Source organism: Bacillus sp. sid0103 (assembly GCF_019219025.1).
On record NZ_JAHUWN010000014.1, the window covers coordinates 90,126 to 107,352 of the forward strand.

Below are 17,227 nucleotides of genomic sequence, written 5' to 3' on the forward strand. Positions count from 1 at the left end.
TGAGACCGGCTTTTTCCTTTTTCACTATTAATCCAATAAACCTTCTGCTTCTAAAAATTCCTTTGCTACCTTTGCAGGTGACTCTTTGAGGCTGTCGACCTTATAGTTGAGCTTTCGCATTTTTTCATCGGTTAACTTACCAGACAAGGTATTAATAACCTTTTTAAGCTCTGGATGTTCCTTTAACGTTTCCTCTTTTATCATCGGAACCGCATAGTATGGAGGGAAGAAGTGTTTATCATCCTTTAATACCTTCAAATGAAATGCTTCGAGTAATCCATCCGTAGAGTAGGCATCGATGACATCGCTCTTATGATTGTCTAATGCAGTATAGCGCAACCCACCGTCAATGGCTTTAACGTTTTTAAAATTCATATTATACGTTTTTGAAAGTCCAATTAATCCATCTTCCCGATTAGGAAATTCGATGGTCGGACCCATGGTTAACTCATTGCTCACCTTAGCTAAATCAGAAATCGTCTTCAAACCATATTCTTTTGCGGTGTCTTCTCGAACCGCTAAGGCATAGGTGTTATTAAATCCAATCGGTTTTAACAATTCAAAACCATATTTTTGTTTGAATTCCTTCTTGACAATATCGTAAACAGCATCAGGATCACTTTGTGGCTTCTTCTTTAAGATATTAACTAATCCTGTCCCCGTATATTCAACATACATATCAATGTCCCCATTTTTAAGGGCATTGAAGGCAACCTGACTACCACCAAGATTTAGTTTTCTTTCTACTTGAATATCAGTCTTATTTTCTACTAAATCAGCAAGCATATTCCCTAAAATCATTTGTTCACTGAAATTTTTTGAACCAATCACAATTTTTTCTTCTGCGTTGACCTTTGAATATACAGTAAATGCCCCAGCAACGACTAATACAATACAAGCAAAACTAATCATTATTTTTTTAGTCGTTTTACCAGTCTTTTTTGCTGATGTTTGTTTGCTTGTATAAGAGAGTGAGGATTCAAGTTTCCCCACAATAAAATCAATGACAAGTGCAAGAATACAGGCAGGAATAGCGCCGGCCAAAATCATATAATTGTCGACCGTTTGCACACCTGAGAAAACTAGATACCCTAGTCCACCAGCACCGATAAAAGCGGCAATCGTCATTAGTCCAACAGCGGTAACCGCTGAAATTCTGATACCCGCCATAATCATCGGGAAGGCTAGTGGTAACTGAACCTTTCTCATTGTTTGACTCTTGGTCAGACCGATACCTTTGGCGGCTTCCAGAATCTCCCCATCAATATTCGTCAAGCCTGTGTAAGTGTTCTTAACAATTGGAAGAAGCGAATAAAGTACAACCATGATAATGGCTGGGGTACTACCAATACCAACAAAGGGGATAAGAAAGCCGAGTAACGCCAAACTCGGTACCGCTTGAATTACATTCGTCGTGCCGATAATTGGTTTCGCGAGCTTTGGTTTTCTTGAAATTAATATACCGAGCGGGATTCCGATAATAATCGCAACTAGTACTGAAATCACACTTAAATATAGATGTTGGCCAAGTAAATTAATGATTTGCTCATAGTTTGTGCGTAAATAATTCAAAAATCCACTCATTAAAAGGCCACCTCCAAATCGATTAATTGACTGCTTAATGCAGATAGAATACTACTTCTTGTAATCAGACCAATTAGTTGGTTATGATCATTCACAACTGGCACATACCCGATTTTATGTTCATTCATTGTCGCTAAAATTGAAATTAAATTTGCATCTTGTGAAACGGAAAGAATATTTTGCTCCATAATCATTTCAATCGAGGTGGTACGATTTAACAACTGGATGCTTTTCAGTGTCACTAAACCTTTTAGGATATTTTGTTTGTCAGTAACCATGAGGCTGTCTACCTTATGGTCCTTCATAACCTCAATGGCCTGAAGAACAGTACGCTTGGAAGTAATTTTGACCGGGTTAGGAATCATAATATCTTCGGCCATTAATAATTCAGGATTATTCCAAACCCTTCTTTTACCTATAAACCCTTCGACAAAGTCATTGGCAGGATTTTTAAGAATGTTTTCAGGTGTATCATATTGGAGAATATCCCCATCTTTTAAAATACAAATCTTATCAGCTATTTTAATAGCTTCGTCCATATCATGGGTAACAAAGATAATCGTTTTGTTAAGTTCCTTTTGCATTTGGAAAAGTTCATCTTGCAGGGAACTTCGAGTTACAGGATCTAAGGCACTAAAGGGCTCATCCATTAAGATAATCTCGGAGTTGGTTGAAAAGGCTCGTGCTACACCAATTCTTTGCTGTTGACCGCCACTTAATTCTTTTGGATATCGATGCAAGAATTCCTTGGGATCTAACCCGACCAACTCGAGCAGCTCTCCTGTTTTATTAGCAATGGAACCTGGATCTTCCCCTTTAAGTTTTGGGATCAACTCCAAATTTTCCTTAATGGTCATATGTGGAAATAAGCCTGTATTTTGGATGACATAGCCAATATTTCTACGCAATTCAATCGGATTCATAGTCGAAATTTCTGTCCCATTGACAAAAATCTGACCTGAGGTTGGCTGTATTAATTTATTGATCATTTTCAGAAGGGTAGTTTTCCCACAGCCGCTGGGTCCTATAAAAACAACCAACTGACCAGACTCAATCTCTAATGAAAAAGGCTTTATAATCGTTTTTGATCGATATTTTTTAACAATGTTTTTAAACTCTATCAATTTTATTCCTCCTTTTTAATAGAAATGTTCGGTATTAATGCAACAACTCAATGTTAACATAAAAGTTGTTACTTTGTCTAATCAAGACCGATTTTACGGTTGGTTGAAATTTGTAAAAGTTATAAGTAAACGTGTTAAACTGAAGTTAGAAAAAATTATGATACCAAGAGGAGAATTTATTATGAGCTTTGTTCGAGACAAATTCAGTGCGAAGTTTTTCCTTTTCCTCGTGTTTGCCTTTTTGTTAATTAATGTGCCCATTCTAGGAAACTATGTAAAAGTCATTAATACCCTTTTTCATGAATCGGGTCATGCATTGATTGCTCTTTTGGGAGGAAATGTTGAAAGAATATCATTATTCATGAATTCCGAAGGGGCAACATATAGTCATCAGTCAACTCGGATTGGCAGTTTCTTAACTAGTTTAGGAGGATACACCTTTGCCTCATTTATGGCGTTTCTGTCATTTTTATTAATTGGTAAGAAAAAGCAGATTGTTCTGATTGATCTATTGTTAGGTTTTATTGGCTTGAATCTTATCTTTTGGGTAAGGAATCCATATGGTATGTTTTGGCTTTGTTCATTTGCCGTTGTCTTTCTTTTTCTACTCATTAAAGGGAGTCAAATCTTTAGAGATAACTTATTGCTTTTGATTGCCTCGATATTATTGGTCGATTCTGTCCAAAGTGCTTATGAAATCTTGTATATCAGCCTATTTCAACCTCAATCAGCAGGGGATGCTGCTAATCTTGCGCACATCACAGGGATTATTCCGGCACCAATATGGGGGATATTCTTCTTTGTTCAAGCACTATGGTTCTGCTATTACGGCTTAAAAAGAGGGTATTATAAGCTTGAAAAGTAAAGAAGTGAAATAATAAAGCTCGCCGGCTAGCGAGCTAATGTGTTCGTATTCTTAATAGTATGGATAAGTATCTGTATAATTATTTCTGTAAATCCTTTTTCGTGATTTCACTACGAATACTGGTCTCTTTAGAAAACTCAGCATCTTGTTTCTTATTATTAGGATATTTATTTTTCCGTTCTCTGTTATCATTTCTGTTTGTCATCAGAAGGCCTCCTTTTAAGTTAACTCGGTGATTATTTTGCGCAAGAGAGGATATTTTTACTCACTTGTTATACAATGTTAATTAATTCATGCATAAGATAATAAAGTGAGCACCTAATACAGAAGGGGACATATGGAGATGAATACGTTAGATGCGATTAAAACGCGCAGAAACATAAAAAAATTTAAACCTACGGAAATTGACCATCATGCAATTCTTACATGGTTAGAGGCTGCCTCAATGGCACCCAATCACCGTATGACGGAACCATGGGAAATTTATTTTATCGGAACAGAAACAAGAGCAAAGCTTAACCATAAAACAAATTTTGGAAACGCACCAATTGTATTAATGATTTTATCAAAGCAAGGTGCAACATCTGTAGAAACAGAGGAAAACGCAATGGCAACTGCGTGTTTTATCCAAAATTTCAATTTAGCAGCATGGGCAGAAGGGGTTGGAACTTTTTGGTCATCCATTGGCATTACCTCAAAAAACAGGGAGATTCTTCGTGTCCCGGATGGCTATGAAATCATTGGTGTTCTGGGAGTAGGCTATCCTGAAGTGATCCCTGAGCCAAAACCTCGGACCCCGATTCAGAATAAAATCAGTAATTTACCTTAACAGGAATAAGAAGAGCCAACCGATACGGTTGGCTCATTTAATTAGGCTAGGGTAGCCTCATTGTATTCTAATGTAAGATTGTCGATGATTTGTTGAACAGGGAGAATCTCTTGAATTTCACCCACTCGTGCACCTGCAAAAACAAGACCATTTTCCACATCACCCTCTAATGAAACCAATAGAGAATCCATTGTACAAAATCGGTAGGAACAATTCTTTAAACAATCAAGGCATTTAGCAATTTTCAACTTGTCTTGTCCACTGATTAATTTTGTAAAATGATTATTAATCGCCCTGCCATGAAGGCCTACGGTGGTTTTAACTAAGACTAAATCCTCTTCCCTTGCATCAACATACTTTTGCTTAAATGATAATGGTGCATCACATTCCTGGCTAGCAACAAAGCGTGTCCCCATTTGAACACCTGAGGCGCCAATTGCAAGTGCCCTTGCAATATCTCCACCTGTCATGATTCCTCCTGCCGCAATAACGGGGATGGAAACCGCTTCAACAACTTCTGGAAGAATATCAAACATAGGGCGATCAGTACCAAGATGTCCTCCAGCTTCAAAGCCTTCAACAACAACAGCTGCAGCACCGAGTCTTTCGGAAATTCGCGCTAATTTGGCTGACGAGACAATCGAAATAACCGGTATACCGGCTTGTTTTCCCCATGCATACATATCTCTTGAAATACCAGCTCCAGAGATAATAAAGTCCACTTTCTCTTCGAGGGCAGCTTTCATTTTTTCAGCAAAGTCATTCATCGCAAATAGAACATTTACCCCAATGTATCCGGCTTCTTTAATTCGGCTTTTCGCTTTTCGAATATGTGATCTCATTTCGTCGGTTGAGATTCCTGTTCCAGAAATAATTCCAATCCCGCCAGCATTTGCGACTGCTGACGCTAATTTACTAAGAGAAATACCTACACCCATTCCGCCTTGCATAATGGGGACCTTAGGCATCATATGACCTATTTTCAGTTGAGGAAAATTCAATTTATTACCCCGTTTCATTATTTGTAGTTGAAACTCTCATGTATCATACAACATCCATTTCGATATGTCTGTGATTACTATCACCAGGTCATAATTGCAGCTTGTAACATTTACTAGTATGTTAAAATAAACAAATATGATAAGAACTTATTGTATAAAAAATTTGTTGAAACCAAACGATACGATATGAAGTGAAAAATGGATGGTGGTATAATATGTATATTTTTACGGATATTGACTTGGATGGACTAGGATGCGGGCTGATTGCGAAACTGGCCTTTGGAGATGATGCTCATGTATTTTACTGCTCTTATCGGAATTTAAATCAACGAGTAGAAGCGGTAATTAAAAATCCTGAAAATAAAAATGTGGAAATCTATATTACCGATTTGGCGGTAAATGAGCAGGTCGAGAAGAAACTCGAGGAAAGGTTTCAACGAGGAAAACATGTTCAAATGATCGATCACCATGTGACAGCATTGCATTTTAATGAATACAAATGGGGAAGCGTCATTCCTGAATATGATACGGGTAAGAAGACTTGTGCAACATCCTTATTTTATGATTACCTAATTAGGCATAGAAAAATGGAGAGAAATAAAGCCCTTGAGGAATTTATTGAATTAGTACGCCAATACGATACCTGGGAATGGGATGAAAACGATAATATAGCAGCGAAAAGGTTAAATGATTTATTCTACATACGGAATAGAGAGCAGTTTGAAGAAGAAATGCTGAAAAGGTTAACGGAAAATACGGATTCGTTTAGGCTATCTGAAACTGAAAATATGCTTCTTGATATTGAGGAGCAAAAGATCAACCGTTATATTCATTCAAAGAGCAGACAGATTGTCCAATCCTTTATTGATGATTATTGTGTGGGGATTGTTCATGCCGAGCAATATTTATCGGAATTGGGGAATGCTTTAAATAATTTATACCCACATATGGATATGATTATCATACTGAATATGAGCGGAAAGAAAATGGGTTTCCGGACAATTCACGATGAAATAAATGTCGCTAAATTTGCAAAAAGATACGGTGGAGGAGGACATCCAAAAGCATCAGGATCTGAATTAACAAGTGAAGCATTTAAGCAATTTGTTGTAAATGTGTTTGAACTTCTTCCACTTAAACCAGATGCTGATCGGAATGAATTTAACGTAAAAAATCCTAATTCTCTTACCGCCTTTCAAAATCAAAAGGGCGATATTTCCTACATTATCCCTAAGAGTGAAAGTGAGTATCGTATCATTCATAATCAGAGGAAACTGGATCAATCCTATACTACATTTACGGATGCTGAGCTTTATCTTAAAAGAAATTATTCTTCTTGGCTTCAGTATGACCAAGATTTCCTTTATCAGTTATCTGCCACATTTAAGTTATCGATAGACAAGATAAAGGAAAACTATAATGAGATTATTCGTAATCACTTAATCGATATAGATAAGGAATAAAAGAGAGTTTGGGGAGTACCCCAAGCTCTTTTTATGTCAAAAACCGATGATACAAGCAGGTTAAGGATTCGTTAAGGAGTGAATGGTAAAATAATCGTAGGTATTTGTAAGTGTTATTTCGGTATCGTAATTACCATGAAATAGAAAGTAATTCTGCTATCATATTGTTGTAATATTAATAATGTATAATGGTTCCGAAAGCTAAATTAAAACAATTTTCACAGGTTTTTAGTCTGGAAATATTTTCTAACCGACAAATAATAAAATATAGTAAAATACCTTTTTGAACAATTAATAATGGGGTGATAGGATGGCTTCAACTTCAAAAAGGAGTAAGTATTTTGATAATGCAAAATTTATTTTGATTTTTTTGGTCGTCTTTGGGCACCTTATTAGTCCTTTAAAAGAAGAAGACGGAATTCTTTTCACGTTATATACAGTCATTTTTCTCTTTCACATGCCAGCTTTTATTTTTATCTCAGGATACTTTGCTAAAGGTTATAAAAATAAAGGCTATTTATTAAGGGCGATCAAGAAAATATTGCTGCCTTATTTTATTTTCCAACTGCTTTATTCCATTTATTATTATCTAAATGGGCAGGAAGCGAGAATTGAGATCGACTTTTTAAATCCACATTGGTCATTATGGTTTTTGTTGAGTTTGTTTTGTTGGAATTTGTTATTGTATGTGTTTGCCAGATTTAGATGGATGGGCTTTTGTTTCGCAATCGGTTTGGGAATAGCGATAGGATTTATTGATGATGTGGGTAGTTATTTAAGCCTGTCTAGAACGTTTGTATTTTTTCCATATTTTTTATTAGGATATTTACTAAATGGGGATCAACTGAAAAAAGCGATTCGTTCCAAATACTCACTGCCAATTGGATTAGCAATTATTCTAGGAACATTCTTATCTTTAGGGTTTAGTTTCCCGCATGACGCAGTCCCGTGGCTCCTAGGTGATACCTCATATGCAAATATGGGAAAGGAAGAGTGGTCGGATGGACTGTTTCGAGGAGCCCAATATTTACTTACATTAATAGTCGTTTTTGGATTTATGACTATTATACCTTCAACCTCATTTAGAATTTCGGAAATAGGTGAAAGAACGTTGTATGTCTACTTGTTACACGGGTTTATTGTTAAAACACTAGAAGTAGCCGTTCTAGATAAAAATTTATTCAATTTTTCAGGACATTATCTTTTACTTATCATCCTGTCCTTGATTATCTGTTTAATTCTTGGCAGTTATGTAACAAAAAAATATACTCGGCCGCTTGTGGAACTTAAGATTTAGTGGAACTTTATGATATGAAAAGAGCCGTACAGGTACCTGTACGGCTCTTAGTTTATTACAAAAAACCTAATAACGAACTTACGATATTTTTCTTTTTTCTTTTTCCTTTACTTGTGTCAAATACAATCGGATCATCAATTTGAGAAGGTAATTTGACTTTACTAAGTAGCGTTTGGAATTGATCAAGCTGCTTAGTTAATTCATTTACTTGAATTTGCAATTCTTCTATTTCACGGCGATGCTGGAGGAGTTGATAAGAAACAACGGAATCTGCTTTTGAGTGGACTTCAATTTCTAATTTACTGACTTTCTCATTCAATTTTTCTAATTCTTGGTTGTCTTCTACAGTCTTAACGGCACCTTTTCTTGGAACTTTTTTCTCTTTTAATGGTGTGATTTCTTGGATAAGTGTACCATTTTGCAGTTGTTCATGGATTTTTTTTAATACTTCGATATCCTCATTGCTAAAATGATAGTGCCCACGCTCATTTCTTTCCATTGGTAACTCGAGTTGCTTGACCCAGCGTTGAATAGTACTGGTGGATACACCTAATAATTTTGCAACTTCACTAGTATTCATATCGAATCCCTCCAATGATTTAAATAAACCCAAAAATCCACGAGTAACGATTTTTTCAATTTTTTTAAGTCCAGAATTTCCACCATTTTTTTTCTTTTGCTGCTGCGACATCTCGGTAGCTGTTTAACATTTGTTGAAAGGCTATTTCGCGTTGAGTGATTTCATGCCGGTACTGATTTCGTTCTTCAAGGAAGAATTCACGTTCTTTGGCCATTGCCTCAGTTAGACTTGAGATCTCGTTGTTGGTAACATCTACGTAATGGGATAATTCCTCTGATGTCTCCGATAACTGCTTGGAGAGTGTATATATTTCTTGAGACGTCTCTATTGATACGTTCGCAATATTGTTAGATAGGTATTGTAAAGAGTCTGCGGAGAGTTCAGATGCTTTTTCTATTGTCTTTGATAAATCTTGAATTTCAGCTTGGGTGTTTGCAGAAGATTTATATATAGAGTCAGATATTGACTTAACTGTTGTATACGTTCCTTTGTTTATTTCCTTCTTTACTTCTTCTAATACTTCTTTTCGTACAACATTCTGGATTTCATTTTTTACTTCGCTTAAGAAATTTTGCTTGTACGTATCCATTGCCTCGAAAAACTGATGTGCATCAATTGCATCCTGTATGGTAAGATGTCCATCAATTGCATCCTGAATGGTAATTGGTGGAGGGGGTTCCGACATGACCTCGAGTGAGACTTCTGTTTTTTCTTGCACCACTTCACTTTCAGGGTGAAGTTTTTTTTGCATCCATTCCCTGATTCCTTCCTTCCTTACTTTATTCTCATACATTTCTTTAATTTCTACTAGTATGTCGATTTCTAAATCAGTATAAATTCTGGCCCCTTGTTTTGTTCGAGGAATCTCAAGCATATCATCAAAATCTTTTTCCCACTGACGGACAATGCCAGGTTTACTATTTATCTTTTTAGCCGCTTCTTTTAAGGTATAGGTCTTCATTAAAAACGTCATTCCTTTCTATTTATCTAGGAAATTATTCATCTTGTGTTAGTTATTCACCATCTAGTACTGATTTTTCCTGCAACATGACAAAAGCTATCAAAACAAGACGGAATACATGAAATAACAACATATTTTTGCAAAAATACACCGTTATAGCGAATATTCGCAAAAAAACAATTGAGAGGAGTGCCAGGGAGGTATATTATATGAAGTGAAAATGATAAAGGGAGCGAAGGAGCAACATGTGGATAGCAGCAGCCTTGATTACGATGATTTGCTTTGGGGCAAATAATACCATTTTTAAATGGAGTACGGGAAAGAGAGTCTCGAAAGTACATATTCAATTTATCTTTTATCTTGTAGCCTTTGTATTAACACTAGGATTTGCGATTGTTCATGAAACCGTCCAACTAAATTTAATTACGATCCTGCTAGGAGCTTTGATTGGAATCTTAAATGCAAACGGCAATATCCAAATGTCAAAGGCCTTTGAAAAGGGACCTGCTAGTTTAACTTCGCCATTAGTAGGGACTAATACTATATTCCCTATTGTGTGTGCAGCAGTTGTTTTTCATGAACATATTACCCTGATTCAGTGGATGGGAATTGTCTTTATGCTAGGGTCGGCCATGGCTATTCAGTATTCAACGGAAAAAAGCAGCCGGACAAATTATCTTCCATGGATTATTCGTGTCGGCCTAGCCATTTTATCTTTTGGTTTATTAGGGATTTTAATGAAAGCAACTTCCTATTTACATCTCAATTCATTGAATATCCTTATTGCGATGTATGGTGGCGGAAGTGTTTATTTAATTATTTGTAGTATGCTGACGAAGGAAAAGTGGCAAAGATCAGAAGTGAATGTAGGGTCTATTGTCGGTTTAATTAGCATTTTAGGCTATAGTTGCTATTTCTATGCCCTTAAGATTGGAACAGCAAGTATTGTTTTTCCAGTAGTAAGTTTAAATTGTTTAATCGTTGTGCTGGCTGGATTTTTGCTCTATAAAGAAAAACTTAAAAGGTATCAAGTTATTGGTGTTATTACCGCACTACTTGGGATCATTTTTACAAAGTTATAAAAAGAACAATTAGGGTTGGATTATAAAAAGTGCAGAGCCTTTCAAATGGAAAGTCTCTGCACTTATTTTTATTAGCACAAAATTTAGTTAACAAGACCAAGCATTTTTAATCCATTAAAAATACCAGAATCAGTTACTTCTGATGTTCTATGTTTTGCGTATGGAAAAAGATCTGGATGACCGTTTCCCATCGCGAAGCCTTCCCCAACATTTTGAAGCATTTCCTTATCGTTCATTCCATCGCCAAAGGCAATTGATTGTTCTTTAGCGATGCCTAATTGCTCTAACACGACTTGAACTCCATACCCTTTGTTCACATTGTCTCGAATTACATCATAGCAGTGACGCATTCCCTCGACATTTACTTGGGATAAATGGATTCCTTTTTCATTTTGATAAAGAGCAGGATCCTCTTTTTTTAGATTGACCAGTGTCATTCCCAAGACAGCACTATTGACCGAAGGAGAATAGGGTTCATTTTTATGTAAGTGAAATTTGTGCATAAATGCAATTGATATCTTTGATTCCATATTGGTAAATACGTTTTTACTATTTGTATATAAAACCACTTCATGGTGGTTCTCCTTCGCTATTTCTAAGAAATTCTTAATCGTTGAGCTATTCATTGGTTTCTGAAATATATCCTCACCTTTATAAATAGCATAGGCGCCGTTATATCCTATAAATGAGTGAATATTCAACTCTTTTGCAAGCTCATCTATCTCATGAAGCGGTCTGCCAGTTGCTAAGAAAACCTCCAAGCCTTTTGCCTGGACCTGTGAAATTGCCTCTTTTGTGGAATCCTCAATTGTATCATCAGGTCTCACTAAAGTTCCATCGATATCTAAAAATAAAACTTTGTATGTTGTCATGAAAGCAGCTCCTTCTCCGAAGAATATTGTTTTTAGTCTACCATTTTTTGAGAAAGGAAGTCACATTAATTAGAATGCAAATATAATTACAAATACGGTCAATTTTGGTGTTTAATCGTGTTGATTTGAGAAATAAGGAGGAATAATAGAGGAGATAGTTATCAAAATACAAGAAGTGAGGCAAATTTATGAAAAAAATGTTCTTGCTATTCCTATCTCTTCTCCTTATAGGACTTCCCAACACTGTATCAGCAAAGCAAAAAGTTCCTATCTTAATTTATCACTCCATCGCTGAATTTAACGGTAGTGGATCAAAAGAGCTATATGTAACGCCTAAAAACTTTGAGAAACAAATGATTTTTTTAAGAGATCATGGTTATACCTTATTAACTTTCGAGCGTTGGCACGAGATTAAAACTGTCCCAAAGCCCATTTTTATCACTTTTGATGATGGGTACAAAAATAATCTAAATGCGTTTTCAATTTTTCAAAACCTTTCAAAAGAAAATTTTCGGCCAACAGGTACCTTTTTTGTCATATCTGATTTCATCGGAAGAGCAAATCGCTTAACGGAAGCGGATTTAAAAATGTTAGCAAATTCAGGATTCATCTCGGTTCAGTCACATACCGCGACACATCCAGATTTAACCAAAGAGGAAAATCTAAAATATGAACTAAAGGAATCGAAAGAAAAAATTCAGCAAATAACAGGGCAACCCATTATTGCACTAGCTTACCCCTTTGGGAATACCAATGAACATGTGGTGGCAGAAACGAAAAAATATTATCTATATGGACTCACTACCACGCCAGGTCCCTTTTCTATGACAGGCCTAAAAAATGAACTCTACTATTTACCTCGAACTTATATAAAATATTCAACCACCCTTCAAGAATTCGAAAAAGCAGTGAAGGTAGACTAAAGATAGAACAATTACTTTTTAAAAGATAATGAAAAGACACTGTAAACTGCCCGCAATCTCTATGTAATCAAACAACGTTATAATAGTGAAAACATAATCTAGACTCTATTAGGGCGGGTGTTTACATGGAAGAAACAATGGCAAAATCCTACTTACAAAAGTCACTAGACGAGTGGAAGGATGATATTTCGTTAGTCTTAACTGAGATAGCGAATGAATATGATGAAGTAGCACAGGAATTAAAGGTTTATTCATACAAATATGGGATCACCAAACAAGTGATTCAATCGACGGTAAACGAAGAAATCATTGAAAAAATTCGAGACATGTACCATAAACCATTTGAAGAAAGCTATAACCAACTTAAAGAATACATAAAAGATCTAGAGGAAAAAAGGCGTGTTTTCCAAATGTTTATTCAAAAGATTGAAGAAGTCACAAGAAAAGAATCAGCGAAAATTACAACTTATTAGAAATGACTTCATCCGCCGATAACTCAAAAAGCAGTCTAATCAATTGATTAGACTGCTTTTTTTAGATGTCGTTAAAGAAACAGTGCTATTGTGTCCTGCATATATTAATAACAGGATTTAAAATTGTGAGGTGTGAAACAGATGATCACCGCTAAAATTGGCAGTAAAAACTATCGAATCCCGGATAACCTTGAGGAATATTTTCAACCGTTTCGCTCACAAGTAATTGGGATCAACCAGGAATTTGAATCCCCTTATGGGAAAAAGAAAATCATCTATGCTGACTGGACGGCAAGCGGGCGTCTTTATCGTCCAATCGAACGGAAGATTTCTGAGGTCTTTGGACCATTTATGGCGAATACACATACAGAATCAAATATAACCAGTTTAATGATGACGGGAATATATAATCAATCCAAACAAATTATTAAGGAACATGTAAATGCCGACAAGCATGATGCCCTGATCTTGGATGGATTTGGGATGACCTCTGTCATGAATAAGTTTCAGAGACTATTAGGAATTCGAGTACATGAACATTGGAAATCGCGTCTGCAGCTTTCCGAAAATGAACGACCGGTTATTTTTATTACACATATGGAACATCACTCCAACCAAACATCCTGGCTCGAGACATTGGGGGATGTAGTTATTTTACCCCCGGACGAGGATGGAGGTGTGGACTGTAACCAGCTGGTCACGTTGCTTCATCGCTATAAGAACAGGCGAATGAAGATTGGTTCTTTTACAGCATGCTCCAATGTTACAGGAATTCAAACCCCATATCATCAATTAGCAAAAATTATGCATCAACATGGTGGCATCTGCCTAGTGGATTTTGCTGCATCTGCCCCATACGTAACCATTAATATGCATCCAAAGGACCCTTTGGAAAAACTTGATGCTATCTTTTTCTCTCCTCATAAGTTTTTAGGGGGACCAGGAACTAGTGGGGTTTTGGTATTTGATACTCGATTATATGCTAATCATGTTCCGGACCATCCAGGGGGTGGAACTGTGACATGGACGAATCCATGGGGTGAGCACAAATATTATTCCGATATCGAACTTAGGGAAGATGGAGGGACACCGGGAATACTACAAGCGATTCGAACCGCTCTATGTTTAAATTTGAAAAATCTAATGGGTGTAGACAATATCTTAAAAAGAGAAAAGGAACAGTTAAGTATTTTATTACCTAGATTAGTAGAAATTCCAGGACTTCATTTATTAGCTGATCATAAAACCGAACGTCTCGGTATAGTTTCTTTTTTTATTGAGAATATCCATTACAATTTAATTGTCCGCCTGCTTAATGACCGGTTTGGGATTCAAGTAAGAGGCGGATGCTCTTGTGCAGGGACCTACGGACATTATCTCCTTCATATTGATAAACAATCCTCAATGCAAATTACTGAAAAAATTAACCAGGGGGACTTGTCGAAGAAACCCGGATGGGTGCGGTTCTCTTTACATCCGATTATGACTAACGAAGAAATCATGTTGTTTGTTAATGCTATTAGTGAAATCACCTTAAACATTAATGAATGGAAAAACGATTATAGATATGATAAGGGAAGCAATGATTACTTTTATGTCAACCACAAAAGAGCGGATATGGCTCCACTATTTAGATTTGAATAATGCCATAGTCGAGAGCAAACTCCCGGACAGCGGCCTTTTTATATATGATTATGACCTTGAAATTTCGAGCAAATAGCATACATTTAGAACCTATCCTAATTAGGTTACCCACTAACTTGATTGGGCATATGCTATCACGAGAAAGGTGGGATTGCATGATTCATACAGTTAAGCCTGGTGAGACGCTGGGTAGTATCTCTGCTAATTATCGCGTTAGCCTCCAACGCCTCTATGCAGCCAATCCTGGGGTCGGGCATTTACAAGTGGGCCAAAAAATTCAAATTCCGGGCCTGCCTGAGCCTTCTACTATACCCTATTCAATTCTAATATCTGTTGGTAAACGAAGCCTTACATTATACAACAATGGCAGACTAGTGAAAATTTTTCCAATCGCAGTAGGGAAGATGCTGACGAATACTCCGGCAGGAGAATTCGTTATTGTTAATCGACAGTATAATCCAGGGGGACCATTTGGTGTATTATGGCTTTCCCTTTCCAAACATGGATACGGGATTCACGGCACTAACAATCCAAGTTCAATTGGAAAAGCCGTGTCACATGGCTGTGTGAGAATGTATAATCGGGATGTATTGCAGCTCGCTGAAATGGTTCCGAATGGTACTCGAGTCATTATTCGTCCCTAAGTGAAAAAAAGGCAGATTCTCGAATCAGCCTTTTTTTTATTTTGGCTGTGTTATACGTGAATGTTGATTTGCGCTCCAGGCGCGTGCGGTTCGCGGGCGTTGCGGGGATCCTCCTCGGCCCTTAGCGCCTGCGGGGTCTCCCCAGCCCCGTACTCCCGCAGGAGACTCTCACCTGGAACGTCGATCAACACGACTAAAATATCACAAATACATTTAACACAGCCTTTATTTTACATAACAAATCGTTTATTTGATCCATACCTTCACAAATTGGGGAATTAAAATTATAATTTAATATAAAGCATTATACAGAGGGGGTACTTTTCTTTTGAAAAAAGTATATATCATTCATGAAAATAGCGACTGGACTATTCATCTAACGAAACGTTTAGACGAAATAAAAGTGCCCTATGAGGAATGGCATCTAGACAGTGGACGTCTTGATCTTTCAAAAGAACCTCCAGAAGGGGTTTTTTATAATCGGATGAGTGCTTCCTCACATACAAGAGGGCACCGCTTTGCACCCGAATTTGCTGCACAAGTTCTCGCCTGGCTTGAAGCACATGGTCGAAAAGTTTTGAACGGAACACGTGCACTTCAACTGGAAGTTAGTAAGATTATTCAATACTTAGAACTAAATAAATTTGGGATTCAAACACCGCGAACAATTGCTGCAGTAGGGAAGGAGCAAATCCTTGAGGCGGCAGTTGAATTTATAGGTAAACCTTTTATTACAAAACACAACCGAGCAGGGAAAGGGTTGGGTGTTCAGCTTTTTCAATCCTTAGAGGGATTAAAAACCTATGTAGAGGGACCTGCTTTTGAAGAACCAGTAGACGGCGTTACATTAATTCAAGATTACATACAAGCACCGGAGAGCTTTATTACTCGCTGTGAATTTATCGGTGGGAAATTCGTATATGCAGTCAAGGTAGATACGGCGGAAGGTTTTCAATTATGCCCGGCTGACGCTTGCCAGATTGGTGATTTATTCTGTCCCGTTGGTGAGGAAAAGGGTGAGAAACCAAAGTTTGAAATTATTGCTGGTTTTTCAGACCCGATTATTAAAAAGTATGAGCGGGTACTGGCTGCAAATCTGATTCAAGTGGCTGGAATCGAATTTATCCGAAATACAGCAGGAGAAATTTATACTTATGACATCAATACGAATACGAATTATAATTCTGAGGCAGAAGTGAAAGCAGGAAAATTTGGAATGCTAGAGCTTGCTAATTTGTTGAAAGTAGAACTTGACCGATTAATTGTTTAGTTTTAGGTGTATTCAATAAAAAATTCAGGCGTGGATTCCTCAGTGATTCACGCCTGAAACTTTATGTGTTCAACCTTAATTATTCTGCTTTTGCTGCTTGAATTTGAAGGTTGATTTTTACTTTATCAGCAACAAGGACGCCGCCAGTTTCAAGGGCTGCATTCCAAACGAGGCCATATTCAGAACGATTAATCGTACCTTCTGCACTGAAGCCCACCTTTTCATTTCCCCATGGATCTTTTCCTTGACCTTCAAAAGTAACCGCAAAAGTTTCTGGTTTTGTTACACCGCGAAGAGTTAAATCACCCGTAACATTGTATTCGCCATCATCTGTTTTTTCAATTTTTGTAGAGTGGAATGTCATAGATGGATGATTTGCTGCATCAAAGAAATCTGCAGAAACCAGGTGTCCGTCACGGTCCTGATTACGTGTGTCTACACTTGCTGTATCAACGAGAAATTCAATGTTTGCAGTTGTTAAATCTGTTGGATCTGCTTCAATCGTTGCCTCGAATTTGTTGAATGTACCTTTCACGTTTGCAATCATCATATGACGAACAGAAAAATCTACACTGCTGTGTGTGGTATCAAGTGTCCATTTTGTTTGTGCCATTT

General features: G+C 37.0%; 18 protein-coding genes. 10 read left to right on the forward strand and 8 right to left on the reverse strand.

The genetic code is table 11. The annotated features are described in order from the left end of the window. Nucleotides 1-27: 27 nt before the first annotated feature. Together KW850_RS16590 and KW850_RS16595 are read right to left on the reverse strand one after the other, a co-directional pair. Complete coding sequence (locus KW850_RS16590; protein ID WP_218348690.1) at nucleotides 28-1,584, reverse strand: ABC transporter permease/substrate-binding protein; 1,557 nt, start codon at nucleotides 1,582-1,584, stop codon at nucleotides 28-30. Continuing rightward, complete coding sequence (locus tag KW850_RS16595; RefSeq protein WP_218348691.1) at nucleotides 1,584-2,708, reverse strand: ABC transporter ATP-binding protein; 1,125 nt, start codon at nucleotides 2,706-2,708, stop codon at nucleotides 1,584-1,586. Before KW850_RS16595 ends, KW850_RS16590 begins: the two co-directional genes overlap by 1 nt. Before the next feature lie 181 nt (nucleotides 2,709-2,889). On the opposite strand from KW850_RS16595, the gene KW850_RS16600 reads away from it, so the two are divergent. Next, entirely contained in the window at nucleotides 2,890-3,573 is a 684-nt protein-coding gene (locus tag KW850_RS16600; RefSeq protein ID WP_218348692.1) for a M50 family metallopeptidase, read from the forward strand. Nucleotides 3,574-3,652: 79 nt separating this feature from the next. Here KW850_RS16600 and KW850_RS33405 read toward each other — a convergent pair whose 3' ends face one another. Beyond that, on the reverse strand, nucleotides 3,653-3,778 hold the full coding sequence (locus KW850_RS33405; protein ID WP_256358297.1) for a hypothetical protein: 126 nt from the start codon (nucleotides 3,776-3,778) through the stop codon (nucleotides 3,653-3,655). Nucleotides 3,779-3,916: 138 nt separating this feature from the next. Between KW850_RS33405 and KW850_RS16605 the strand changes: the two genes are divergently transcribed. Continuing rightward, nucleotides 3,917-4,402, forward strand: coding sequence for a nitroreductase family protein (locus tag KW850_RS16605; RefSeq protein ID WP_218348764.1), 486 nt, complete (start codon nucleotides 3,917-3,919; stop codon nucleotides 4,400-4,402). A gap of 41 nt (nucleotides 4,403-4,443) precedes the next feature. Here the strand turns inward: KW850_RS16605 and KW850_RS16610 are convergent, their stop codons facing one another. Beyond that, complete coding sequence (locus KW850_RS16610) at nucleotides 4,444-5,421, reverse strand: NAD(P)H-dependent flavin oxidoreductase (protein WP_218348693.1); 978 nt, start codon at nucleotides 5,419-5,421, stop codon at nucleotides 4,444-4,446. Between the two features lie 197 nt (nucleotides 5,422-5,618). Here KW850_RS16610 and KW850_RS16615 point away from each other — a divergent pair, with 197 nt between their 5' ends. Continuing rightward, nucleotides 5,619-6,866: a DHH family phosphoesterase gene (locus KW850_RS16615; protein WP_218348694.1), complete on the forward strand. Its 1,248-nt coding sequence runs from the start codon at nucleotides 5,619-5,621 to the stop codon at nucleotides 6,864-6,866. 310 nt (nucleotides 6,867-7,176) lie between these two features. Further along, entirely contained in the window at nucleotides 7,177-8,163 is a 987-nt protein-coding gene (locus KW850_RS16620; protein WP_218348695.1) for an acyltransferase family protein, read from the forward strand. 55 nt (nucleotides 8,164-8,218) lie between these two features. On the opposite strand, the gene KW850_RS16625 is transcribed toward KW850_RS16620, so the two are convergent. Beyond that, nucleotides 8,219-8,743: a MerR family transcriptional regulator gene (locus KW850_RS16625; protein ID WP_218348696.1), complete on the reverse strand. Its 525-nt coding sequence runs from the start codon at nucleotides 8,741-8,743 to the stop codon at nucleotides 8,219-8,221. 64 nt (nucleotides 8,744-8,807) lie between these two features. Further along, on the reverse strand, nucleotides 8,808-9,704 hold the full coding sequence (locus tag KW850_RS16630; protein ID WP_218348697.1) for a MerR family transcriptional regulator: 897 nt from the start codon (nucleotides 9,702-9,704) through the stop codon (nucleotides 8,808-8,810). A 245-nt stretch (nucleotides 9,705-9,949) separates the two neighbouring features. Here KW850_RS16630 and KW850_RS16635 point away from each other — a divergent pair, with 245 nt between their 5' ends. Further along, the gene (locus KW850_RS16635; protein ID WP_218348698.1) at nucleotides 9,950-10,786 is read left to right on the forward strand and encodes a DMT family transporter; all 837 of its coding nucleotides are present in this window, start codon (nucleotides 9,950-9,952) and stop codon (nucleotides 10,784-10,786) included. An 83-nt stretch (nucleotides 10,787-10,869) separates the two neighbouring features. Here the strand turns inward: KW850_RS16635 and KW850_RS16640 are convergent, their stop codons facing one another. Further along, a complete protein-coding gene (locus KW850_RS16640) occupies nucleotides 10,870-11,658 on the reverse strand; it encodes a Cof-type HAD-IIB family hydrolase (RefSeq protein WP_218348699.1) in 789 nt (262 codons plus the stop codon). A gap of 188 nt (nucleotides 11,659-11,846) precedes the next feature. On the opposite strand from KW850_RS16640, the gene KW850_RS16645 reads away from it, so the two are divergent. From KW850_RS16645 to KW850_RS16665, 5 genes are all read left to right on the forward strand, one after another. Further along, nucleotides 11,847-12,581 (forward strand): polysaccharide deacetylase family protein, encoded by a 735-nt coding sequence (locus tag KW850_RS16645; protein ID WP_218348700.1) that lies wholly within the window; start codon nucleotides 11,847-11,849, stop codon nucleotides 12,579-12,581. A 125-nt stretch (nucleotides 12,582-12,706) separates the two neighbouring features. Beyond that, nucleotides 12,707-13,054, forward strand: coding sequence for a hypothetical protein (locus KW850_RS16650; RefSeq protein WP_218348701.1), 348 nt, complete (start codon nucleotides 12,707-12,709; stop codon nucleotides 13,052-13,054). Between the two features lie 141 nt (nucleotides 13,055-13,195). Beyond that, nucleotides 13,196-14,698 carry an aminotransferase class V-fold PLP-dependent enzyme gene (locus KW850_RS16655; RefSeq protein WP_218348702.1) on the forward strand — a complete coding sequence of 501 codons (1,503 nt, stop codon included), beginning with the start codon at nucleotides 13,196-13,198 and terminating at the stop codon, nucleotides 14,696-14,698. 155 nt (nucleotides 14,699-14,853) lie between these two features. Beyond that, nucleotides 14,854-15,342 (forward strand): L,D-transpeptidase family protein, encoded by a 489-nt coding sequence (locus KW850_RS16660; RefSeq protein ID WP_218348703.1) that lies wholly within the window; start codon nucleotides 14,854-14,856, stop codon nucleotides 15,340-15,342. 328 nt (nucleotides 15,343-15,670) lie between these two features. Then, nucleotides 15,671-16,612, forward strand: coding sequence for an ATP-grasp domain-containing protein (locus tag KW850_RS16665; RefSeq protein ID WP_218348704.1), 942 nt, complete (start codon nucleotides 15,671-15,673; stop codon nucleotides 16,610-16,612). Between the two features lie 79 nt (nucleotides 16,613-16,691). On the opposite strand, the gene KW850_RS16670 is transcribed toward KW850_RS16665, so the two are convergent. Next, on the reverse strand, nucleotides 16,692-17,225 hold the full coding sequence (locus KW850_RS16670; RefSeq protein WP_218348705.1) for a YceI family protein: 534 nt from the start codon (nucleotides 17,223-17,225) through the stop codon (nucleotides 16,692-16,694). Nucleotides 17,226-17,227 lie beyond the last annotated feature (2 nt).